The 22,641-nt window shown below is 39.6% G+C and carries 17 protein-coding genes and 1 tRNA gene; 6 read left to right on the forward strand and 12 right to left on the reverse strand.

From position 1 onward, the window contains the following. Position 1: 1 nt before the first annotated feature. The 6 genes from rnpA to KCTC52924_RS06595 form a co-directional block, all read right to left on the reverse strand. A complete protein-coding gene (gene rnpA, locus KCTC52924_RS06570; RefSeq protein WP_251807388.1) occupies positions 2–439 on the reverse strand; it encodes a ribonuclease P protein component in 438 nt (145 codons plus the stop codon). 186 nt (positions 440–625) lie between these two features. Then, positions 626–2,503, reverse strand: coding sequence for a M1 family metallopeptidase (locus tag KCTC52924_RS06575; RefSeq protein ID WP_251807386.1), 1,878 nt, complete (start codon positions 2,501–2,503; stop codon positions 626–628). Between the two features lie 2 nt (positions 2,504–2,505). Further along, the gene (locus KCTC52924_RS06580) at positions 2,506–4,140 is read right to left on the reverse strand and encodes a S8 family peptidase (protein ID WP_251807384.1); all 1,635 of its coding nucleotides are present in this window, start codon (positions 4,138–4,140) and stop codon (positions 2,506–2,508) included. 19 nt (positions 4,141–4,159) lie between these two features. Continuing rightward, positions 4,160–5,050 (reverse strand): SMP-30/gluconolactonase/LRE family protein, encoded by an 891-nt coding sequence (locus KCTC52924_RS06585; protein WP_285903385.1) that lies wholly within the window; start codon positions 5,048–5,050, stop codon positions 4,160–4,162. A 1-nt stretch (position 5,051) separates the two neighbouring features. Beyond that, complete coding sequence (locus tag KCTC52924_RS06590) at positions 5,052–5,912, reverse strand: MBL fold metallo-hydrolase (RefSeq protein WP_251807380.1); 861 nt, start codon at positions 5,910–5,912, stop codon at positions 5,052–5,054. Positions 5,913–6,024: 112 nt separating this feature from the next. Next, positions 6,025–7,806, reverse strand: a complete 1,782-nt coding sequence (locus KCTC52924_RS06595; protein WP_251807379.1) for a cation:proton antiporter — start codon at positions 7,804–7,806, stop codon at positions 6,025–6,027. Between the two features lie 231 nt (positions 7,807–8,037). Here KCTC52924_RS06595 and KCTC52924_RS06600 point away from each other — a divergent pair, with 231 nt between their 5' ends. Next, entirely contained in the window at positions 8,038–9,909 is a 1,872-nt protein-coding gene (locus KCTC52924_RS06600; protein WP_251807377.1) for a sodium:proton antiporter, read from the forward strand. A 100-nt stretch (positions 9,910–10,009) separates the two neighbouring features. Here KCTC52924_RS06600 and KCTC52924_RS06605 read toward each other — a convergent pair whose 3' ends face one another. Next, positions 10,010–10,825 (reverse strand): glycoside hydrolase family 16 protein, encoded by an 816-nt coding sequence (locus KCTC52924_RS06605; RefSeq protein WP_251807375.1) that lies wholly within the window; start codon positions 10,823–10,825, stop codon positions 10,010–10,012. After that, a complete protein-coding gene (gene lepA / locus KCTC52924_RS06610; RefSeq protein ID WP_251807373.1) occupies positions 10,825–12,621 on the reverse strand; it encodes a translation elongation factor 4 in 1,797 nt (598 codons plus the stop codon). Before lepA ends, KCTC52924_RS06605 begins: the two co-directional genes overlap by 1 nt. A 309-nt stretch (positions 12,622–12,930) precedes the next feature. On the opposite strand from lepA, the gene KCTC52924_RS06615 reads away from it, so the two are divergent. Beyond that, positions 12,931–15,339 (forward strand): outer membrane beta-barrel family protein, encoded by a 2,409-nt coding sequence (locus tag KCTC52924_RS06615; protein WP_251807371.1) that lies wholly within the window; start codon positions 12,931–12,933, stop codon positions 15,337–15,339. A gap of 46 nt (positions 15,340–15,385) precedes the next feature. Here the strand turns inward: KCTC52924_RS06615 and KCTC52924_RS06620 are convergent, their stop codons facing one another. Next, positions 15,386–16,594, reverse strand: coding sequence for an MFS transporter (locus KCTC52924_RS06620; RefSeq protein WP_251807369.1), 1,209 nt, complete (start codon positions 16,592–16,594; stop codon positions 15,386–15,388). Between the two features lie 375 nt (positions 16,595–16,969). Between KCTC52924_RS06620 and dusB the strand changes: the two genes are divergently transcribed. Next, the gene (gene dusB / locus KCTC52924_RS06625; RefSeq protein ID WP_251807367.1) at positions 16,970–17,968 is read left to right on the forward strand and encodes a tRNA dihydrouridine synthase DusB; all 999 of its coding nucleotides are present in this window, start codon (positions 16,970–16,972) and stop codon (positions 17,966–17,968) included. A gap of 17 nt (positions 17,969–17,985) precedes the next feature. Here the strand turns inward: dusB and KCTC52924_RS06630 are convergent, their stop codons facing one another. Together KCTC52924_RS06630 and rbfA are read right to left on the reverse strand one after the other, a co-directional pair. After that, a complete protein-coding gene (locus KCTC52924_RS06630) occupies positions 17,986–19,194 on the reverse strand; it encodes an ABC transporter permease (RefSeq protein ID WP_251807365.1) in 1,209 nt (402 codons plus the stop codon). Between the two features lie 2 nt (positions 19,195–19,196). Next, the gene (rbfA, locus tag KCTC52924_RS06635; RefSeq protein ID WP_251807363.1) at positions 19,197–19,589 is read right to left on the reverse strand and encodes a 30S ribosome-binding factor RbfA; all 393 of its coding nucleotides are present in this window, start codon (positions 19,587–19,589) and stop codon (positions 19,197–19,199) included. Between the two features lie 647 nt (positions 19,590–20,236). On the opposite strand from rbfA, the gene mce reads away from it, so the two are divergent. The 3 genes from mce (at position 20,237) to KCTC52924_RS06650 (ending at position 21,827) form a co-directional block, all read left to right on the forward strand. Next, a complete protein-coding gene (gene mce / locus KCTC52924_RS06640; protein WP_251807361.1) occupies positions 20,237–20,665 on the forward strand; it encodes a methylmalonyl-CoA epimerase in 429 nt (142 codons plus the stop codon). Positions 20,666–20,819: 154 nt separating this feature from the next. Beyond that, positions 20,820–20,893, forward strand: a tRNA-Ile gene (locus KCTC52924_RS06645). 613 nt (positions 20,894–21,506) lie between these two features. Beyond that, positions 21,507–21,827 (forward strand): group II intron maturase-specific domain-containing protein, encoded by a 321-nt coding sequence (locus tag KCTC52924_RS06650; protein ID WP_251807658.1) that lies wholly within the window; start codon positions 21,507–21,509, stop codon positions 21,825–21,827. A 114-nt stretch (positions 21,828–21,941) separates the two neighbouring features. Here the strand turns inward: KCTC52924_RS06650 and KCTC52924_RS06655 are convergent, their stop codons facing one another. Continuing rightward, positions 21,942–22,505 carry a hypothetical protein gene (locus KCTC52924_RS06655; RefSeq protein WP_251807359.1) on the reverse strand — a complete coding sequence of 188 codons (564 nt, stop codon included), beginning with the start codon at positions 22,503–22,505 and terminating at the stop codon, positions 21,942–21,944. Between the last annotated feature and the right edge of the window lie 136 nt (positions 22,506–22,641).

The raw sequence follows: 22,641 nt of genomic DNA on the forward strand, positions 1-22,641 counted from the left end.
TTTATTTTATCCCTTTTGCGTTTTCAGCCTTAAATTTATTTAATAATCGGATCATTGTATCCGTTATTTTGGTCTGTACGGGCATCTCCTTACCAAGATATAAAAACATAAACGCAAAGTTGCTTTCCATGTTGTTACAAATTAGGTGTTTGTTAAGCCTATACCCTTCCCGCATCAATCTTTTTATACGATTTCTTTTTACGGCACTTTTAAAATTTCTTTTAGATGCGGTTACCCCTGCCTTAATTTTGGCATCGTCCTCTAGTGTGGTCTTTAGGTAAATGAGCCTTATTGGATATTGGGTAACGGTCATTCCCTCAGCAAATAACTTCTCAATTAATTTTTTGCTCTTCAGTTTTTCTTTTTTTGGGAAAGTAAATTTTTGCGGCTCCATAATTATTTTGTCTCTGATGGGAACGGGGTGTATAGGTTGGGTCATATAATCATTTCCATGCTGATCCGGAATGGTTTGTCATTAGAAAAAGGCACTATTAATGGATTGCAATTTACCGTATATTGGGTGAAGTGTCATTGTTGATATTAAAAATAAAATAGGGATAAGGAATTTTTCGCCAAGTTATATGGTAAAATCCCTGTATCCCTATATCAATTATTTTGGTAATCCTTATTCTGAGGTTTGATTCGCCTGCCAGAAATTATTTTCCAAATTCACGTCCGCCATCAATTGTGATGGGTCCAATACAATAGCTTTGATGCTATTTAAAGGTTTGTTAATCTCAAAATCATAGTTGGCGTACGCCCACGGCCAATCTGGCAATACGGTTCTCTTAAGGCTTGGATATGGATTATCCTTTTCACCGTACATCATCCGTAAAGGGGCGTAATAGGTTTCTTGGGTACCGTCATTGTAGATAACCAATATATCTAGGGGCATAGGCATGGAAGCAATGCGCTCCATACTTACCTTTGTTTTTTCTCCCACTGCTACCACTTCTTTTATGCCGTAGTCTATAGTATTGGTAGTCTGAGTCCAATCGGTAAGGTACCAATTGAGCTCCATATTAGCTACTTTTTCTGCCGTTCTAATAAAATCGTTTGGGGTAGGATGGGTAAATTTAAAATCCGCATAATACTTGCGAAGGGTTTCCATAAGCTTATCCTGCCCAATTACATACCCCAATTGGGAGAGGAAGATGGCCCCTTTGCTATAGGCTGCGATGCCATAGGAAAAATTAAGATCGTAACGATCTGCATGGGTGGTCTGTGGTAATTCCTTACCAGATTCAACCAGTTTGTAATACCCATTGTAGGATCCCTCAAAAGGATTCACCTTTTCCTGATCCATTATTTGGTTCATGCACAAACTGGAAATAAAAGAGGTAAAGCCTTCGTCCATCCATTCGTGTTTGGTTTCGTTGGTAGCCAGTACCTGTTGAAACCAGGAATGGGCCAACTCATGGACCATTACCCCTACTAGGCTTCCCAACTTTCTGCCTCCGGTAATGAGTGTTCCCATAGCATATTCCATACCTCCGTCCCCGCCTTGAATTACGGAGTATTGGTCATAAGGATATTCCCCTAGGTTATTATTAAAGAACTCCATTGCTTCCATTGTTTTTGGTTGCAATTTTTTCCAGTTCTCTAGTATCTCCTTATCGTTTTTATATAGAAAATGTAAGGTTGGACCGTTCTCCATCTGTACCGTATCATGTATATAATCTGGATCGGCTGCCCACATAAAATCGTGTACCTGTGGGGCCTTAAAATGCCAGGTAAGCGTTTTACCTTTTACCTTTTTCACTTTAGATCCCGGTGTTTCATAACCATGACCAACTTCTTGCGAATTTTGCAGGTAGCCAGTGCCTCCAAGGGTGTACTTTTTATCCAAGGTTATCTTTACATCATAGTCGCCCCATACCCCATGAAATTCACGGGCAATATAGGGATCGGCATGCCAGCCCTCAAAATCGAATTCCGCCATTTTTGGATACCATTGGCTCATGGATAAGGCCACCCCTTCTTCACTATTTCTGCCACTACGTCTAATTTGTAAGGGTACCTGCCCTTTAAAAGACATATCAAAAGTAACCTTGCCACCTGCAGGAATAGGTTTGTTGAGCTGAACCACTAAAATGGTCCCCTCTTCCTTATAGGTAAGCGGTTGCCCATCCTGACTGAGGGAGGATATACGTAAATACCCAATTTCCTCTGGAGTCAAGGTAGAAATTCTACTTTTCCCTTCATGCATCATCCTTCCATCTGGATCAGGGATACTTTGTAGGCGCATATCCATTTCACTTCCCGGTTGAAAGGCGTTAAAATAGAGATGGTAAAATACTCGTGACAATTCGTCTGGTGAGTTGTTGGTATACACCAATTTTTGTGTCCCGGAAAATTGGTAATTCTTTACATCCATGGTAACGTCCATGGTGTAATCTACATGTTGTTGCCAATAGGTAGTATTGCTTTGGGCCTCTAAGGTAGAGGTCAACCCGATAAGGGCAACGATTAACCCTACTAAAAGTCCTTTATAGTGTTTCATTTTTATTGTAATTTAAGCTTGCCTTTAGATACGGCCTCGGCCATAATTAGGGCGTTATATGCATTTACCATTTTTCCGGATTTAGAGATTTCTTTAAAACTCTTTGGCGTATCAGAATCACCTCCTACTATCACTTTAGCTTTAGTGGTAAGTCCAGACTGCATAATTATTTTCTTTACCTGTGATGCGGTTAAATCAGGATAGTACGACATAATTAGCGCCGCAACTCCAGCAACAGCAGGAGCTGCCATGGAAGTTCCACCTTGAAAATCGTACTTGTTCCCAGGCATTGTAGAATAAATTGCATTTCCTGGTGCAAAAACGTCTACGTTTATGGCTCCGTAATTGGAAAAGGATGCTATCATTTCCGATCCGTACTTGCTGTTCAAAGCACCAACGGTAATAACATTATCGGCCATTTCAGGACCGTTATTAATTTGATCGTTAGGAAAATTAGGATTTTTTGGATTATCTAGATCTTCGCTGGAATTCCCTGCGGCATGCACAAAAAGAACATCATTTTCCGCAGCGTATTTAATGGCGTCATACACCCATTCCGCATTTGGAGAAAATGACTTACCAAAACTACCGTTGATGATTTTTGCACCATTGTCTACTGCATATCTAATACCTAAGGCAATATCCTTATCGTATTCATCGCCATTGGGTACGGCACGGATGCTCATAATTGCCACGTTGTTTGCCACTCCGTTGGCACCTTTTCCGTTATTTCTTTCCGCAGCAATAATACCGGCAACATGGGTACCATGACTTTCATCTTCCTGTCTGCTTTGTGGATTTCCATCACCGTATTTGGTGTCGGTAATGTCATAGGGGTCATCCCCTACAATGGTTCGGCCGTTAAAATCTAGATTTAAATTATAATTGAGTTGGTCAGAGAAATACGTAATACCACTATTCAATTCCTCCAATACTTCTGAAATAGAATCTTTAATACTCAACATTTGAGTTAAAATCCCAACATTCCCGAGCATGGCCTCGTTTTCAGTTTTTATAGCTGCAAGGTCCTCTTTGGAGTAGTTGTCTTTACCTAAAAGTGTTTTTACTTCCGAATCCGCATTTTTCACAGCTTGATATATTTGCTCATACCGCTGCTTGTTTTGAAGCGCTTTTTGGTAATCTTTATCCAGTTTAGACTTGGCTTCTGCCTGAAGTGCCGCATCTCCTAGTTTAAGGGAAACGATTCTGGTCATTTCCAATTGCTCGTTATAGGAATCTCCCAAAAAATTATACCCATGGACATCATCTACATAACCATTGTTGTCATCGTCCTTGTTGTTTCCAGGAATCTCTCCCTCGTTCACCCACAATACATTTACCAGATCCTCATGGGTAAGGTCCATTCCTGCATCTAATACGGCTACAATGACTCTTTCCCCTTTTTTGTTTTGAAGTATATCAGAATAGGCCTTGTCTACACTCATTCCAGGGATGGTATCCGTAAGCAGGTCTAAATGACCCCAGTTTTTTTTCTCAACCTCAGCTAGTTCTGAAGTTTTTAGAGGGAGTGTATCTATATTTTCAATTGGGGTTGAAACAAGGGCGGTTCCACCGCAACCAAAAAGAAGAAAGGAGGCCGAAAGAGCCAACATTGTTTTGTTTAATGTCATTGTCATTTATTGTTTAGTTAAATTATTAGATTTTATTGAATGATCTGCCAGGGTATTCTGCTTGGAAGGACTCTATACAACCTCGGTCGGCCATCGTTACAAAACAGGTTTTACCGTCTTTGCCCCCAAATGCGATATTGGAGGGTTTTTTTCCTTTTAGCTGAATCTCCTGTATTATTTTTCCGACTTTATTTACTACTACAACGGTTCCTTTATCGTATCGGGTAATGTATAGATTTCCCATACTATCGCATCGCATGCCGTCCAGACCAAAATCGTCAAAAACAATGAATTCTTTCTTTTGGTGCAAGGTTCCGTCGGCTTTAATGTCGTATTCCCATACCTTGCGTTGTAGGGACTCGTTCACATATAATTTAAGGCCATCGGGACTGACCTCTATTCCGTTGGTAGTTCCCATATTGTCTTCCAAAAGCCTTATTTTTTTGGAGTGATCTACCATCCAAATCCTTCCACTGCCTTCTTCCCAATTGGGATCGCTAAGGTAGATCGTATTATTTGGTGCAATGGCTAGGTCGTTGGGTTGAGTAAGGGTGGAATCTTGGGCCCAGACCTCAGGTATTTTGGTTCCCTTTTTAATCCTGTACACTTTATGGCCCTTATAATCGGCGATAAACATATTCCCCTCTGTGTCAAAACGTATCCCGTTTCCTATACTTCCATCGGGCAATTTTAGGTATATTTTTCCTTTGCCATTTTGGTCTACGATTCCTATGGTACCTTCTTCCTTAAAATTAACGGCAAAAAGATCGCCATTAGCGTTTACTGCCGGACCTTCTACTCCTTTGGTGAAAACATGTTCCGCGGTAAAATCACTGCTATATTTTTGTGTGTCGCTACAGTTAGTAAGCACTAAAAGGCAAGTAATTCCTATAAAAAAACGGACTGGGTAGATCATATTAGTCAAAAAGATGGTCAAAGGTATGTATTTCTTTTAAACGCACTCCTTTTTCCGTGGTTTGCAAGGTGCAGATTTGGTTATGGGCATCGTGTTCCATAAACAGATAATAATCATTTTTCACGGCAGTTTCCAAAAATTGTGCTTTCTCGGAAAGTGTTAACAAGGGGCGGGTATCGTAGCCCATTACATAGGGTAGTGGAATATGGCCAGCAGTAGGGAGCAGATCTGCCACAAATACCAAGGTCTTGTTCTGATAGGTAATATGCGGTAACATTTGTTTATCCGTATGCCCATCCACAAACAAAATCCCAAAATCGAGCTCTGATTTTTCGATAAAATTATTCTCGTTCCTAGTTATAAATCTTAACTGTCCACTTTCTTTCATGGGCAGTAAATTTTCGGTCAGAAAGGAGGCCTTTTCTCGTTCATTGGGTTTGGTGGCCCATTCCCAATGTGCTTCATTGGTCCAGAAAATCGCATTTTTAAAGGCAGGTTCATAGCCTGTTCTATCCTTGTTCCATTGCACACTCCCCCCACAATGATCAAAATGTAGGTGGGTCATAAATACATCGGTAATATCATCTCTATGAAAACCGTACTTCTTTAGGGAACGGTCTAGGGAATGATCGCCCCATTGGTAATAGTAACTAAAGAATTTTTCCGATTGTTTAGTGCCCATTCCAGTATCGATCAGGATCAATCGATCTCCATTTTCGATCAAGAGGCATCGGGCCGTTAGATCGATCATATTATTGGCATCGGCTGGATTGGTCCTGTTCCATATCGATTTGGGTACAACACCGAACATGGCCCCACCGTCCAATTTAAAATTTCCTGCTTCTATGGGGTATAATTTCATGGAAAATAGTTAATCCGTGCAAATTAGTAAAAGGAGTAGGCTTATTCTTGAAAACCCTATTTTATTAGTGGTTTTTTAACATTTCTATCGATTTAGATTGTTGTAAAACCTGCTATTCCAGATAAATAACCTTTTCCTTGGCGCTTATGCTATCCTGGTAATGGAAGGGGCGTTTGTGTCCAGATTCATCCATAATTAAAACAGGAAGGATATCCTGATTTTTACCGTTTTGTTTTACCCATTCCCTTGTGGTACAATTGCCGTCTACTTGTGCTATTTTCTCTTTAAATTCGTTGGCAGAGATTTTATAGGCCCAAGGTGTCATATCGGTTTTACTTGCAAACATGGAAGAGGCATTCATGGGATCTAAAAGGTTTAAACCCGCTCCGTTTTCGCCAGGTGACATTAGAACGATTTTATTGGGGATATAGAATGAATTGTTTGCCAATTGAGTAGCGAGCAAATTGATTTCACTATTTCCCGTTAAGGCTATAAAGGTCTTTTTGTTAATTGCATTGGCCAAATGAAAAGTTTCCTCTTTTAATCCATTTCCGTGAATTGCAGTTACTCCTTGCTCATTGGCTTCATTAACTAGGTCTTTGTTAGCATCAATTAAGACTACTTCATTGTGTTCCTGAAGCTGTTTGGCAATATATATTCCCAAGGGGTTTGCCCCTAGTATTAGGTACCCATTTCTAGCATCCTGCATTACCAATTCCCCTCTTTTTCTCAGCCAATTGGTGGTCCAGGTAAGAAGTAGTGGAACGGTCAAGGTGGTGGAAATGGCCATAAATACTAGAATTGAAAATATTTCTGTGGAGATGATTCCCATTTGAAGGCCTATTCCTGCAATTATAATTTCTACGGCTCCCCTACCGTTCATTCCGGTTCCTATAGTAAGTCCTTCTCTCCATCCGTGGCCACTGGGCAAATAAAACAATGCGGTTCCCACAATTTTTCCTACCACGGCTCCCAGAATAATTAAGATCAATAGCAATAAATCTGTCTGAAAGACCTCCAAGCTAACATGAAAGCCGGCGGTAACAAAGAATATAGGTGCTAGGAATCCAATGGACATGTCATGAAAAACGCCAGTAACTTCTTTGAATACTTGTCGGGAAAACACTCCGTCTCTAATAAAGAGTCCAGCCATAAATGCACCTAATATACCGTGGAGACCAGCGAGTTCTGCAAGTTCCGAAAAGCCGAGAACAATGATTACCATTATGGTAAAATGGAAGGTACGGTTTATTGATTTTGCCTTGGATAACAATTTCCCTAAAACGGGGAAAAAATAAATTCCGATTAAGGCGGCAAAGGCAAAGAATAAAATTGCTTTTCCAGCCACCCAACTCAATCCAACCGCGTTTACACTACCACTGTCCACAAAACCAATGATTCCTGCAAAAATAATCAGGGCCAAGGTGTCAGATATCAGTGCTCCGGCCATGAGCACATAGGCAATTCTGGTATCCAAAAGCTTCAGGTCTACCAAAATCCGACTCTTTGTGGCAAGGGAGGTTACCCCTACTGCAATAGCTACAAAAAGTGCGGAAATGTTGGTGCCATCAAACCATATGATGGTATAGTAACCCAATATAAAAGGAACCACAAATCCTCCAATGGCGGCAAGCAATCCTGCCCAAGAGGCTTTTCCTAGATCTTTAAAATTGATCTCCATTCCTATATAGGCCATAAGGAAGAGGATACCCACTTCTGCCAACGTATTGAGAGCTTCAGAAGTCTCCAAAACGCCCAATAGTGCAGGCCCCAGTAAGATCCCTATCAACAATTCGCCAAGTATGGGAGGAAAACCTACACGCTTTGCCAACATACCCCCCACCCAGGCGGCAACTAAAACAAGTAAAAGATTTAAAATTTGCAATTCTGCCATAGGATATTGGTTTAAATCTGGAAAACTGAAAAATACCTAAATAATGCTAATTGACAAAGCAACCCATAGAAAATGTTAGGCTGGTTAAATGGAATTTATTTTAAAATTTAGGCTAGCAATACAGTTATTTTTAAGCTCCTTAAGCGTTTATTTCATATAAATGAGCTAAGTTTTTTTAGATATTGGGCAATTTTTTTGTTTTATAAAACTTATATTGCCGCAAATATATTTATGGTAGAACTAGCAGGAATAGTCGTTCTTGGGATTATAGCACAATGGGTAGCATGGCGTTTTAAATTACCGGCCATTTTGCCCCTAATCCTTATAGGCCTTTTAGTAGGTCCCGTTGCCACCTTGTTTACCGGAACTGGTACAAAATTAATAGAGCCGGTCTGGAATGGGGAAAATGGTCTATTTCCTGGCGAAAGTCTTTACTATTTCGTTTCCTTAGCCATAAGTATTATTCTTTTTGAAGGAGGATTGACCCTTAAACGTGCAGACGTAGCCAATGTAGGACCAGTTATTACAAAATTAATAACGATTGGGTCTTTGGTTACTTTTTTGGGAGCCGGATTTGCGACGCATTTTATTTTTGATCTTACATGGCAAATATCCTTTTTGTTCTCTGCTTTGATTATTGTAACGGGCCCTACGGTTATTACCCCGATTTTGAGGAATATACCCCTTAAGAACGATCTTTCTGCGGTATTGAAATGGGAGGGAATTTTAATAGATCCTTTGGGAGCATTGGCTGCCGTTTTGGTCTACGAGTTCATTAGTGTGGGCGAGGGACAGGGTTATACGGTAACCGCTCTTATAGAATTTGGAAAGATTTTGCTTTTTGGACTTACCTTCGGATTTACCTTTGCCCATGGCCTGATCTACATCATAAAAAAGAATTTTGTACCACATTATCTTTTAAACGTGGTATCTCTCTCCGTGGTACTTCTTGTTTTTGTAGTATCCGATTCCTTTGCCCACGAATCTGGACTTTTGGCAGTGGTTATCATGGGAATGGTTATGGGCAATTCCAATTTGCCCAACCTAAAGGAGCTGTTGTATTTTAAAGAATCATTAAGTGTTCTTTTAGTTTCCATTCTGTTTATCCTGCTTGCGGCTAATATCAATATATCGGATTTTCAGCTGCTTCTTAGATGGGAGACGCTTGCTATTTTTGCCATTGTGGTTTTTGTTTTAAGGCCTTTAGGGGTGTTTTTAAGTACCATTGGATCTAATCTTAAACTGAATGATAAATTATTTATTAGCTGGGTAGGACCAAGGGGAATAGTTGCGGCAGGTATTGCCTCGCTTTTCGGATCCAAACTAATTTCCAGAGGGGAAGCGGGGGCAGAATATATTACGCCCTTGGTATTTATGATTGTTTTGGGGACCGTATTGCTCAATGCAACGACAGCAAGGCTGTTTGCGAAATTGGTAGGTGTATTTTTAAAGAAATCCGAAGGCATACTGATTATTGGTGCTTCTCAAGTATCCAGATTGATCGCCAGTTATTTGAAAGATAATAAGCGGCAAGTAGTGTTGATAGACAATAACCAAAACAATGTAAACAAAGCCATATCAATGGGTCTAGAAGCGTTTTCGGCCAATATTTATTCGGATTCGCTGACAGATAATCTTGAACTTAATGGTGTGGGATATTTAATGGCACTTACCGGAAACTCGGAAATAAATAATTTCGCCATTAATACCTATAAAAAGGAATTTGGGGAAAATGGAGCCTTTAGGTTGATTGATTCCGCGGAAATGAATGATCCCAATAATAATCCCAAAGAAGGGTTGTTTTCTCATACGGATGATTTTATTAGGTTAACGGAAACGGCAAGGAGATATCCAACCATCCATGAAATAGAAGTGAAAGACAAAAAAAACTACAAAGGATTAATAGAAATCACCAAAGCAGATAGAGATATTGTTCCCTTGTTCTTTAAAAGTTTGAATGGGGATTTAAAGATTCTTACATCTTTTAGCAGCAATTTGGAAGATGTAGAAGAAGGAAGTAAACTGGTGTATCTTGGCAAAAAAATGGAGGTAGAACAGGAGGGAGAAAAGGAAATGATAGCTTCGGAGAAGGAAGAAATTTAAACTTACATTATAGATAAAACGCGCCTATTCCTTGATCGGTAAAAGGGTTTTAAAGGTTCATCTGCGCAGTAAAGGCAAATGCTATTAAGGGCGCTAGTGGCTATTGATATACTTTCACCCAATCTATGATCATTTGTACTGGTAGGTCTTTAGGGGCTACTTCTCCTACCCAGGAACCACCTAATTGCATGTCTAACATAAAGTAGAAGGGTTGGTCAAAAGGCCATTGACTAGGATCTACATCCTCTAATTTAGGATAGGTAAAGGTCTCTTTTCCGTTTAGGGTGAATACCAATTTATCGGGGAACCATTCCATACCGTATACATTATATTTTTCTGGATCAACAGCTACCGTGGTAAAACGGGGGGGAATGGAATCTTGCTTTAATTCTAGAGTATAATAGGAGTGAATAGTCTGATATATCTGTTTTTCAAAACTTAAGCGTTCCATAAGGTCTATTTCCCCATTCCTTGGGTAGGCTCCATATTTTGGTTGGTCTGCCAACATCCATAGAGCAGGCCATGCCCCTTGGGCACTTTCTAATTTGGCTTTTATTTCTATTTTTCCGTATTGATAAGCGAATTTCCCTTTAGTAGATACACCACCGGTTAAATAGGGCACGGTGTCCTTAGATTGATCCGGGTTTATAATACCACGTAGATACAGTTTTCCGTCCTTTATATGGATACAATCTTCATTTGGGGACATATAGTTGCCCCAGTCGGCTGTATTTCTTTCTATGACGTTCCATTTGGCTGGATCCAAGAAATTATCTTTATCAAAATTTTCTTCCCAGATTAGATTCCAACCACTCGCCTCCAAAGAGACATTTTTGGAACCACCACAACCGATTAGTAAAAATAGACCACATAATAATATGGCATTAAGTTTCCAAGCTGTGGTAGTTGTAGGCATTAGTCGTTCAGTTTTAGTACGGCCATAAATGCTTCTTGTGGAATCTCTACATTACCAACCTGTCTCATTCGTTTCTTACCTTTTTTCTGTTTTTCCAGCAGTTTTCTTTTTCTGGAAATATCCCCACCATAACATTTGGCAGTAACATCTTTTCTTAAGGCCTTAATGGTTTCTCTGGAAATAATTTTAGCCCCGATAGCCGCTTGGATAGGAATGTCAAACTGTTGTCTGGGAATTAGCTCCCTAAGTTTTTCACACATTTTTTTACCAATATCAGCGGCATTATTGGCGTGGATCAATGCCGATAGGGCATCTACTGGTTGTGCGTTCAGCAAGATGTCTACCCTCACCAATTTGGAAGTCCTCATTCCAATTGGGGTATAGTCAAAAGAAGCGTATCCTTTGGAAACCGTTTTTAGCCTATCGTAAAAATCGAACACAATTTCTGCTAATGGCATATCAAAATTCAGCTCAACCCTTTCGGTAGTTAAATAGGTCTGATTGGTAATTAGTCCCCTTTTATCTATACAAAGGGACATTACGTTGCCCACGAAATCTGCCTTGGTAATTATGGTAGCCTTAATATAGGGTTCCTCTACATGGTCCAAAGTAGAAGGATCTGGCAAATCTGAGGGATTATTTACGATAATCGGTACTTCGGGGTTTTTCCGTGTAAAGGCGTGATAACTTACGTTGGGAACCGTTGTAATTACGGTCATATCAAACTCCCGCTCTAATCTTTCTTGAATAATTTCCATATGGAGCATTCCCAAGAACCCACAACGGAAACCGAAACCTAGTGCTGCACTACTTTCTGGGATAAAAACCAGAGAGGCATCATTAAGCTGTAATTTCTCCATGGAGGAACGAAGCTCTTCATAATCCTCAGTATCTACTGGATAGATACCGGCAAAAACCATGGGTTTTACATCTTCAAACCCTCCAATTGCGTTCTTTGTTGGACTGGCAGCATCGGTTATGGTATCCCCTACCTTTACTTCCCTTGCGTCCTTTATTCCGGTAATTAGATAGCCTACATCCCCAGTTTTTATAGATTGCTTGGGATGTTGAACCAACTTTAAGGTCCCCACTTCATCAGCAAAGTAGTCTTTATTGGTGGCTACAAATTTTATTTTTTGGCCTTTTTTAATTTCACCATTGATGACCCTGAAATAAGTTTCTACTCCCCTAAACGGATTGTAAACGGAATCGAACACTAATGCTTGTAGCGATTCTTCCGGATTTCCTTTTGGTGCGGGAATGCGCTCTATAATAGCTGTTAGGATTTCTTCTATTCCCAAGCCAGATTTGGCAGATGCGGGGATAATATCCTCACGGGCACAGCCCAAAAGATCTACTATATCATCCTTTACCACTTCTGGATTGGCACTTGGAAGATCTATTTTGTTTAGGACAGGGATGATTTCTAAATCGTTGCCCAAGGCCAAATATAAATTAGAAATTGTCTGAGCTTGTATACTCTGTGCTGCATCTACAACTAATAATGCCCCTTCACAGGCGGCGATGGAACGAGATACCTCATAGGAAAAATCTACGTGCCCAGGAGTGTCAATCAGGTTTAAAATATATTTTTCTCCCTGGTATTCGTAATCCATTTGAATGGCATGGCTTTTAATGGTGATCCCACGTTCCCGTTCAAGATCCATACTATCCAAAAGTTGGTTTTGTTTTTCGCGCTCCGTCACCGATCCGGTAAAGTCTAGCAATCTATCTGCCAGTGTGCTTTTCCCGTGATCAATATGTGCAATAATGCAAAAGTTCCTTATGTTTTTCATCTATGCCAAATTTACATACACTGAATTTGTCTCAGCGTGTCAGTATCCCATTTTCCCTTGGTCTGCTATTAAAGTAGCACCTTAGACTGGTAAACATGCGCAAAGATAGGCTTTATCAATGATTTTTAAATTAAAAATCGCACAGTCTCTTAGGAGGTTGTATGAATAATATAAATTTTTTAGATATTTTTATCCACATTAAAATATCGACAGAGACATTGTTGGTTTTTACTACAGGGAATAGAGATTAATCTTGTGGGTTGTTAATAATGTGTTAACTTTAGGTTTTTAACCTATTAAGCTGTTTTTGTGAATAATTATAAATCTGCTTTTTTCATCTTCCTTCTATTTTGCCTTCCCATTTTTGCACAAGAATTTAAAATTTCCGGAAAAGTAATTCACACTGACCAATCTGAGGTTTCATTTGCAAATTTACTGTTGTACAAAATTGTAGATACCAGTTTTGTTAAGGGGTCGGTTTCTGATGAAGGGGGGGGATTTTTCTTTGATAATATTTCCCCTGCCACCTACCTTATAAAAGCCAGTTATATGGGGAATAACTCTGACTTTAAAAGAGTACAGTTAACTTCTGATCTGGATATAGGGCAAATTCATGTGGATAGCAAGGCCCAATCGTTAAATGAGGTAGTGGTAGTTTTCCAAAAACCTACGCTGCAACAAAAGGTAGACCGACTTGTTTTTAATATTGAGAATACGGCACTTTCAGAATCTAACCTCTGGGAGGTTCTAAAAAGTACCCCCAGTGTTTTTATCATGAATAATGAAATAACGGTAAAGGGAGAAAAAGGAGTACAGGTTCTTATTAACGATAAAAAAGTAAACCTTCCTCCCGAAGATATTCTGAATCTTTTAAACGGAACCTCGGCTAATGGAGTGCAGTCCATTGAGGTCATTACTTCTCCCCCTGCAAAATATGACGCCGAAGGGGGTACTATGATTAACATCATAATGAAAAAGAATTTGATTGCAGGTTATAACGGCGCTGTTTTTAATAGGTATACTCAAGGTACTTTTCCACAACATACTTTGGGGACCAATCATTATTTTAAGGGAGAAAAGTTTCAAACTTCGTTTAATTACAGCTATAGCGATAAAAAGCAACTTACCAATTATACGGATATCACCAATTTTATGGAAAATGGGGCTGTAACGGATACTTGGATTTCCAATTTGGAGGTTGTAGATTGGAGCAAAAAGCATAATGCCAGTGTCTTCTTGGACTATGCCTTAGATGACCGTAATACGATCAGCTTTTCCTCTATTGCGACGATAACTCCCGATTATAATTCAAAGGATTATTCGGAAACCGTAATTAGAGAACCCAATAGCCCCAACACCACTGGCTTTTTTACTAAAAACGATTCGGAATTCTCCACTATTAATACTGCGTTTTATTTGGATTATGACAACAAACTGAATGATAAAGGTGCCCTACTTACCCTCAATGCCCATTTTACCTATTATGATTATGATAAAGATCAACAGTTGGAAACCGATTTTTATGATGAATCTGGAACCATAGTTGATGATAACGATTTTAGTACAATAAATAGGCAACGTACCAACTTATATAGTCTTCAAGCCGATTTCAGCACGCCATTAGGGCAAAAATTAAATTTTGAAACTGGTATCAAGTACGCGCTTACAAGTTCTGAAAGCCATATTTCACAACAGGGCTTTAATCGCAATCAGCCCGGAATAGACCCAACGGAAGATGGAAATTTTATATATGATGAGAATATTTATGCCGCCTATGCCAGTATGGATACCAAATGGAAGAATTGGTCCTTTAAGTCGGGTGTAAGGGCAGAATACACTAAAACCAAAGGCGATTTTAATCTGAACAACACTAAAATTGGGAACGATTATTTGGAATTGTTTCCCACGGTTTACTTTCAATTTACCCCTGGTCAAAAGCATCGATTTGGGTTAAATTTCAAAAGAAGTATTATTAGGCCCGAATACAATAAGATTAACCCTTTTCAGGTTTTTCAGAGTAATAACTCGGTCATTGAAGGGAATGTAGACTTGCGGCCTTCGTATAAGAATTCGGTCATTTTAGGGTATACCTATAATAAGGATTATACCTTTGAGCTATTTTATCGATACCATAAAAATAGTATCACCATTTTTACTTTTCAGGATAATGAAAGTAAGCTATTGCGCTTCACCACAGATAATTTAGATCGCGAATTGGCCTATGGTTTGGATTTTATTTATAGAAAGGAGATTGTAAAATCATGGGATACCTATTTTTTGTCTTCCTATTTCTATGCTGCCGATCGTTTTAATGACAGGGATACTAGGTCCAAAATAGATAATGGTATGTGGACGTTATTACTACAATTCCAAAACAATTTTACATTCTTAGAGGATAGGTCTCTTACCGCAAACTTAAACTTCACCTATGTTTCCCCAATTGTTGTTGGTAATTCTAAACAGGAGGAATACAAGGAATGGGAAGTTGCCATAAAAAAGAATATTTGGGGCAAAAAAGCGAATGTGAGCCTAACCGTAAGCGATCTTTTTAATCAGTTTAAGTTGTATAATACCCGAAATTATGGGGATCAGTACAATATATCACTTTACAGACCCGACAGCCGTACCCTTACCCTAGGCTTTAGGTACAATTTTGGAAACATGAAAATTAATTCCAATTACAAGGACAAAGACACTGAAGAAAGGGATAGGTTGTAACACCTCCTAACGGAAAATTTATTTTGGTGAGATGCTGCTGTTGGTCCTATACGTATTGGTCCTTTGCTGAGGTTAATCCCACCACGAACAATACAATTGCCGCGATCACCAATAGTGTCAAGGGAACGTACCAGTTATCGGTTAAGCTAAAAAGAGCTCCAAACAATGGAGGGCCACAAGCTGCAATAATATACCCTACTGTTTGTGACATCCCAGATAGCTCTGCCGATTCTGAGGTGGTCTTAGTACGAAGCACCATAAACATCATGGCTAGGGTAAACGCCAGACCAAGGGAAATGCCGATACTGATTACGGAAGGAATTATAAAGAGGGTCTTTCCAAAAATAATACCTGCCAATCCTAGAATCAGTAAAATGAAGGTTATCCATACCAATGAAAGCTGATTTTTCATTCGTGCTGCAAGAATAGGGCCTATAAGCATAATGGGCAATTGGGCCATCTGTATAAACGAGAGCATCCATCCAGAACGATCGGCAGACATCCCCCAACTTTGTAAAATGGCTGGTAGCCAGGCAGCCAAACAATAGAACAAAAGCGACTGAAGGCCCATAAAAATTGCGATATTCCATGCCAAACGCGATTTCCACAGGGCTCTAGAGGAAGTCCTTTTGCCTTGTGCAGCAACAATAGGTGATTTTTTGACCTGAGGATACCAGATAAAGAAAGTGATCAGGGCCAATACTCCCCAAATACCTATAGAACCTTGCCACCCCATACCACTGACTTGCCCGATACGAATACTAAAGCCGGCAGCTAGGGCAGAGGTAAAGTTCATGGAAACCAAATACATGCCGGTAACAATGCCTACTTTATTGGGAAACATCTTTTTTATATAGGCTGGCATTAGTACATTACCCACCGTAATGGCGGCACCGATAAGGGCCGCTCCTGCAAATAGAAATGGAACATTTCCTATGGAGCGGATAAACAATCCAATGGCTAAAAGCAATAAGGAGTATAGAAGTAGTCGTTCTAAACCTGTTTTTCTGGCTACCTTAGGGGCAAAGGCCGATAGTAAAGCAAAGGAAATTAAAGGAATAGTCGTAAGTAGGCCTATAAAAGCAGGGGACAGATTTAGGGTTTCGGATATTTCCGTGATTACAGGACCTACCGAAGTGATGGGAGCCCGCAAATTGGCTGCGATAAATAGGATTCCCAATACTATTAAAACAAGGTCAAAGTTTATTTTTTTGACCCCTTTATTCGATAATTTAGTATTGGTTTCCCCTTTCATTATAGGATAATTTATCAAATTTTGGACCGGCAAAGATACTCTATAATACAGGCTGATTAGTTAAGGGTTCCTTAAAGGTGGTTAACTGGTCACTATTTTTTCTTAATAAAGAAATCTCAATACAACCATCTAACTAATCATGTAAAGGCCTGATTTCCATAAAGACCCCCATTCTTATGTTTGCTAAAGTTCGTGTTCTGGGGCCTGCCCGAGGGAGAGACTTCCTGACTCCCTACTTTGTACTTAATACTTGGTACTTAATACTTTGTACTTCATCCTTTGCCCTATATCCTAAATACTGATTTCCAGTCCCCTAGTATTGGATTAACAATTTTTTCAGTAATTTTGCAGTCCAAAATTAAATAGAGAACCATTTTGCCTAAAATAGGAGACATACAATTACCGGATTTCCCTTTATTGCTTGCCCCAATGGAGGACGTAAGCGACCCACCTTTCCGCGCCTTGTGTAAGGAGCAGGGAGCCGATGTGGTGTATACTGAGTTTATATCTTCGGAAGGACTTATACGCGATGCCGCCAAGAGTGTTATGAAGTTAGATATCTATGAAAAGGAACGACCGGTGGGGATTCAGATTTTTGGAGCTAACCTGGATTCCATGTTGCAATCCGTAGAAATAGTTGAAAAATCAGGTCCGGATATCATCGATATCAATTTTGGCTGTCCCGTAAAAAAAGTGGTGTCTAAAGGAGCTGGTGCAGGTATTTTAAAAGACATAGACCTTATGGTTTCCTTGACCAAGGCCATGGTAGAACACACCAAGCTTCCTATTACTGTAAAAACACGTTTGGGATGGGACCACGATTCTATTAAAATTGTTGAGGTAGCAGAAAGGTTACAGGACGTAGGGTGCAAGGCCATATCTATTCACGGAAGGACTAGGGTGCAAATGTACAAGGGAGAAGCAGATTGGAAACCTATAGCTGATGTAAAGAACAACCAACGAATGCATATTCCTGTTTTTGGGAATGGTGATGTAGATACCCCCGAAATGGCGATGAGAATGCGGGATGACTATGGTTTGGATGGCGCTATGATTGGTCGCGCAAGTATTGGATATCCGTGGTTTTTTAAAGAAGTAAAACACTATTTTAAAACTGGAATGCATGCAGCACCTCCAACTTTGGAAGAGCGGGTGGACGCTGCTAGGCGTCATTTACAAATGGCCATAGATTGGAAAGGCGAGCAGTTGGGGGTATTTGAAACCCGAAGGCATTATACCAACTATTTTAAGGGGATCCCCAATTTTAAGGAGTACCGAATGAAAATGGTGACCAGTGATCACTCACAGGATGTTTTTGCTGCCTTTGATGAGGTCTTGGAAGCTTTTGGGGATTACGAATTCGCTACCCCATAACACAAACTCGAAGGGCGCTATTGGGTAATCAGTTTCTTGTTGATTCGGCTACTTGCGATCAGGGAGGCAAAGATGCCCAACACCAAAATGGTACCAAGAACTACCAATACATTTAAAAAGTTGTATTCCACGGGATAGGCTAGTGTGGGCGTTATTTTTAACCAGCCCCATTCCAATTGAGACCCAATTAATAAGGATCCCAAAAGCACCCCTATAAAACCGCCCATTCCGGTGACCAACAAGCCCTGTAAAAAGTAAATGCGCCTAAGCGACTTAATAGTAGTTCCCAAATTGTACAAGGTTTTAGAATTTTGTTGCTTGTCCAAAATCATCATTATAATAGCCCCAACTACATTAAAAAGGGCAATAATAAGTACTAAGGTGAAAATTAGATAGGTAGCCAAATTTTCGGTATTCAACATCCGGTGCAAGGTACTGTTCAATTCTGTACGGTCTTTAAGGACCACCTTATCAGAGAAAATAGCGTTGATTTTCTTGCGTAATTCGGGAATATTGGCCTTTTCTTGTAGTTTAAAATTGATTCCCGAAAGTTGTGTACTGTCTTTCTCCAATAATGCTTGTACCAAGGGAAGATCCGCAAATATATATTTTCGATCTAGTTCCTCCTCTATTTGATAGATCCCACTGATGACCAAGGAGGCCTCGTTATAGGAATCTTTTAGTTGTCGCTGCCCCAATAATCCTTTTCCAGGTTTTGGCACCCGTATAAGCAACGGACTTCTAAAATTGTTGATACTCAACCCTAAAAGATTTGCCACTCCCTGTCCGGCTACCCCTTGTAAGGCATTAATTTCCCAGTCCCCATAAAAATACGCACTACTGTCTATGGGAGTAGTTTTTAAATAGGTAGAATCTATTCCTTTTATGTAGGCGATATGTGATTTATGTTCGTGGGTTAGGTATACCTTTTCTTCCAATTCCTTGGAATAGGCAATTACACCTGGGAGTTCTTGTAATGCTTGATTTTGTTCTGCTGTGATGTTGAAGAATTTTCCGGTACTCGGTAACGCCTTTAAATCAGGATCTACCATACTGGTGTAGGAAAGACTAAAGGTTTTTAGTCCAGCAAAACCCGAGAGTACTATAAACAGGGCCGCCGATCCAATAACAATGACCAAAAAGGTAATAAAATTAATAATATTCACCGCATTTTGGCTACTCTTGGAACGCAGGTACCGCTTTGCGATGTATAAAGGGAAGTTCAATCTTAAGCTTTTTTCCTTTTTTCCAATAAATCAGGATTTTTAACTGGATTTTCTTCACCCTTAAGGGATTTTTCAATGCCATCTATATATTCCAGCGAATCGTCCAAAAAGAACAATAATTCTGGTACACGTCGCAATTGATTTCTGGTACGCTGTGATAGTTCGTGCTTTATTATGGGTTGATTGGATTTCATTCCTTCCAACAGCTCCGCGCCCTTATTGGCCGGAAAGATACTGACATATATTTTGGCAATGGAAAGGTCTGTGGTGACCGTTACTTTGGATACTGAAATAAGGGTACCCCTTAAACCTCCATCGGTTGCGGCACGCTGTAGAATATCGGCGATATCTTTCTGTATAACCCCACCTATTTTCTTTTGTCTTTGTGTTTCCATACTGCAAAAATACGATATAATTGAATAGATTCTATGACTATATTTGGATTAGAAGATGTTGGGAGGTTTGGTGGTAATGATGTTAAGGAGATGAAGGGTTAAAATAAACCGGTCTTAAAGGCGAATGTTCAAAGGTAAAGGGGTGGTGTGCTTAATTAGATAATGGGTTAATTTAGGAATGAGGTTATGTTGATATGGTGTTGAGAAGAAAAATTTAGAATGTTCTTTAAAGGCAAGTATTTCAATTCCTCCCTCTGGCCTGAGCTGTACCTTCTAAGTTAATGGAAGGTACATTTGTTGGTGTTTTTGGGAATAGTAGACGGAAGGGCCTAAAATGGTTGAAAAGTTAAAAATAAAAATCAGTTCTAATGTTCAATTTCTAAAGTCTATGGTAGCATTGATAATTGTTTACAGTAAGTTATTTCGAATCCACTGACTCACCGGCTCCGAAATTTAAGTGAAATGAAGTTCGTGTTGTCTGGCCCGACCAAGAGACTCAATACTGGTCGCAGCACAACTCACCTTATCTTCTTAAGAATAAGAGTATGGAAAGTTGTATTTTTGATAGGGTAGAAAGGAACGACAGCCAAAAACTGAAAATCACCTATGGAGAGTAAACTGAATTAGTTAGCTAAATTTGCCGAAGGATGAAAAAAATTGAACATGTGGGAATAGCAGTCCATGATTTGGAGGCTTCTAATACGTTGTTTAAAAAACTGTTGGGAGTATCTCATTATAAAATCGAAGAAGTATCGTCAGAAGGAGTTAGAACCTCATTCTTTAAATCGGGCCCCAACAAAATTGAATTGCTTGAAGCGACTAGTCCGGAGAGTCCCATTGCCAAATTTTTGGAGAAAAAGGGCGAAGGTATACATCATGTGGCCTTTGCAGTAGATGATCTTGAAGCAGAAATAGCGCGACTTACCAAAGAGGGGTTTACGGTGTTGAACCAGACCCCCAAGAAGGGAGCAGACAATAAGTTGGTGGCTTTTTTGCACCCAATAAGCACTAATGGAGTGCTTATTGAACTTTGTCAAGAAGCTCCCTCACCACCCGTAGAATGGGGGATGGAATGATTGTTAAGGTCCTTGAAATAAAAAAAGACCATTAGTCTCTAAAGTTTTTGTTGCAGCCTAGAAAAATAAATAGTAATATTGCATCCGCAAATTGCGGTTCCTCATTGTACCATTAGGAGTTCAGCGTTCTAATGGAGAAATCAAGAAAGGAAATGGTCCTATAGCTCAGCTGGTTAGAGCACCTGACTCATAATCAGGTGGTCCCTGGTTCGAGTCCAGGTGGGACCACTTAAAAATCAGACAGTTACATAAATTTGTAGCTGTCTTTTTTGTTTTACAGCGTGCTTTCAGCGTGCTTTTTTGAAATCCATTTTACTTTTTTTTTGCTAAAGTATAATTCTAGGCTTAGAAATCTTGTGGTCCTATCATGTACGATTGGACAGTATAATTGTATATGATTTTGTAAATGAAAAAATACTTGCTCCTTGTAAATAATTTCTAATATTTTGACAACTGTACTTTCAGTATACTTAGGATCTAGTGCGTGAGGTGTGAGAGTTCGAGTCTCTCCGCGTGCACAAAGGGGAAGCCGACTTTTAGGAGTCCGCTTTTTTTGTTTTGGTAAAACAATGTCAACAAACAAATGTAGGATTTGCTCTATTTAAAAAGTAGAACATTTTTGAGCTACCTTACAAGCGGGTCCTCAGTATGCTCCCTAATAAATAGAGGGGTCAACATGCTCCGGAATAATTTGAAAATTTGGCTATCTTCTTTTTCTAAGGAGGGTCAGCATCCGCCAGAACGGCAGTTACCTATTGATTAGGCTTTAGAGGGGTCAGCATGCTCCAGTATATCCATCAGATTGAAAAAGGGCGGAAGCTTCCTTCAGTTTGATTGTAAAATGAGCCGAAAATCCAAGGCTCGAATCACGGGAGAACTCCGTAAACTTGCTTTCCATAAAAAAACCCAACGTGGGATACAGGATTTAGCAAATCTGCTGAACCCCAAGATTCGCGGTTGGGTCCAGTATTACGGAAAGATAAGCCGTAGGAGCTTGCAACCAGTGTTCTATTACCTGCACAATCGTATGATCAGATGGATATTGAACAAGTATAAAAGCTTCAAGGGAAGCAAGATCAAAGCCGTAAAATGGCTTCGATTTATTACAAAGTCATATCCAAATTTGTTCTATCATTGGGAATTGGGATACAAACTGGTCTAACTATTTGGGCCTTACCGACTGTATGACAAGAGCCGTATGAATGGAGAGGTTCATGTACGGTTCTGTGAGAGGTTTAGGGGTGAGACTCCCCTTTACCTACTCGACTGTAACACGTTATTTTTTATTATTCAACGGAAATGTAATTCCAACTGCAAATGCTCCAACAAACTGTTCTACGGATGGTTGAAAGTAATAAGTAAATCCTAAATCAACGTTATTATTTTTCCCTAATTCTAGTCCAAACGAAAAAGGGATATGATAAATAATTCCGCTTTTGTCAATATTGTCAAATGTTGTTAATGTTTCAAATTTTCCAATCGATGTTCCTATTCCAATTTCAATGTATGGTGCTACCCAAGGAATTGGCGCACGCACTCTTGCTTTTCCCCCAAGCAAAAAAGCTTTTGATTCTGCTTTGTCATCAGTCGGATTATCATTTAGGTCTTTTCCATTCGAGCTTGTCAAAATAAAGCCTGCATAAGGTCTAAATTCAATCCATGAAGCGACTTTCATTACTAATTCTCCTTGAGCAAAAAAGCCATCATCAGCTATTTCATCAACGCTATTATATGGCACACTAAGTCCATATCCAATTTGGGCATTTATTGATTTTTCCTTTATAAACTGTGCTTCAACTAAATTTGAAGTCATAACTAATAATATCAGAATTTTTCTCATAATGTGTTACAACGTGTTTGTGTATGATTTCGTTGCGTGTTTTAGCAACTAATTTAGCAAATACAAACCAAATAGAAAATCCGCGAGGATTTTCGTAAGTAGGCGAGAACAAGCCATGGCTTATACATATTGTTGA

The organism is Arenibacter antarcticus (genome assembly GCF_041320605.1).
Taxonomy (GTDB): Bacteria; Bacteroidota; Bacteroidia; order Flavobacteriales; family Flavobacteriaceae; genus Arenibacter; species Arenibacter antarcticus.

Coding starts and splice junctions, on each gene's coding strand:
- KCTC52924_RS06590 (WP_251807380.1), bottom strand. CDS start 5,912: ATGAAATTATACCCCATAGAAGCAGGAAATTTTAAATTGGACGGTGGG.
- KCTC52924_RS06605 (WP_251807375.1), bottom strand. CDS start 10,825: ATGCCTACAACTACCACAGCTTGGAAACTTAATGCCATATTATTATGT.
- KCTC52924_RS06580 (WP_251807384.1), bottom strand. CDS start 4,140: ATGACAATGACATTAAACAAAACAATGTTGGCTCTTTCGGCCTCCTTT.
- rbfA (WP_251807363.1), bottom strand. CDS start 19,589: ATGGAAACACAAAGACAAAAGAAAATAGGTGGGGTTATACAGAAAGAT.
- KCTC52924_RS06655 (WP_251807359.1), bottom strand. CDS start 22,505: ATGAGAAAAATTCTGATATTATTAGTTATGACTTCAAATTTAGTTGAA.
- lepA (WP_251807373.1), bottom strand. CDS start 12,621: ATGAAAAACATAAGGAACTTTTGCATTATTGCACATATTGATCACGGG.
- KCTC52924_RS06585 (WP_285903385.1), bottom strand. CDS start 5,050: ATGATCTACCCAGTCCGTTTTTTTATAGGAATTACTTGCCTTTTAGTG.
- KCTC52924_RS06600 (WP_251807377.1), top strand. CDS start 8,038: ATGGTAGAACTAGCAGGAATAGTCGTTCTTGGGATTATAGCACAATGG.
- KCTC52924_RS06620 (WP_251807369.1), bottom strand. CDS start 16,594: ATGAAAGGGGAAACCAATACTAAATTATCGAATAAAGGGGTCAAAAAA.
- KCTC52924_RS06595 (WP_251807379.1), bottom strand. CDS start 7,806: ATGGCAGAATTGCAAATTTTAAATCTTTTACTTGTTTTAGTTGCCGCC.
- mce (WP_251807361.1), top strand. CDS start 20,237: ATGAAAAAAATTGAACATGTGGGAATAGCAGTCCATGATTTGGAGGCT.
- KCTC52924_RS06650 (WP_251807658.1), top strand. CDS start 21,507: ATGAGCCGAAAATCCAAGGCTCGAATCACGGGAGAACTCCGTAAACTT.
- KCTC52924_RS06575 (WP_251807386.1), bottom strand. CDS start 2,503: ATGAAACACTATAAAGGACTTTTAGTAGGGTTAATCGTTGCCCTTATC.
- rnpA (WP_251807388.1), bottom strand. CDS start 439: ATGACCCAACCTATACACCCCGTTCCCATCAGAGACAAAATAATTATG.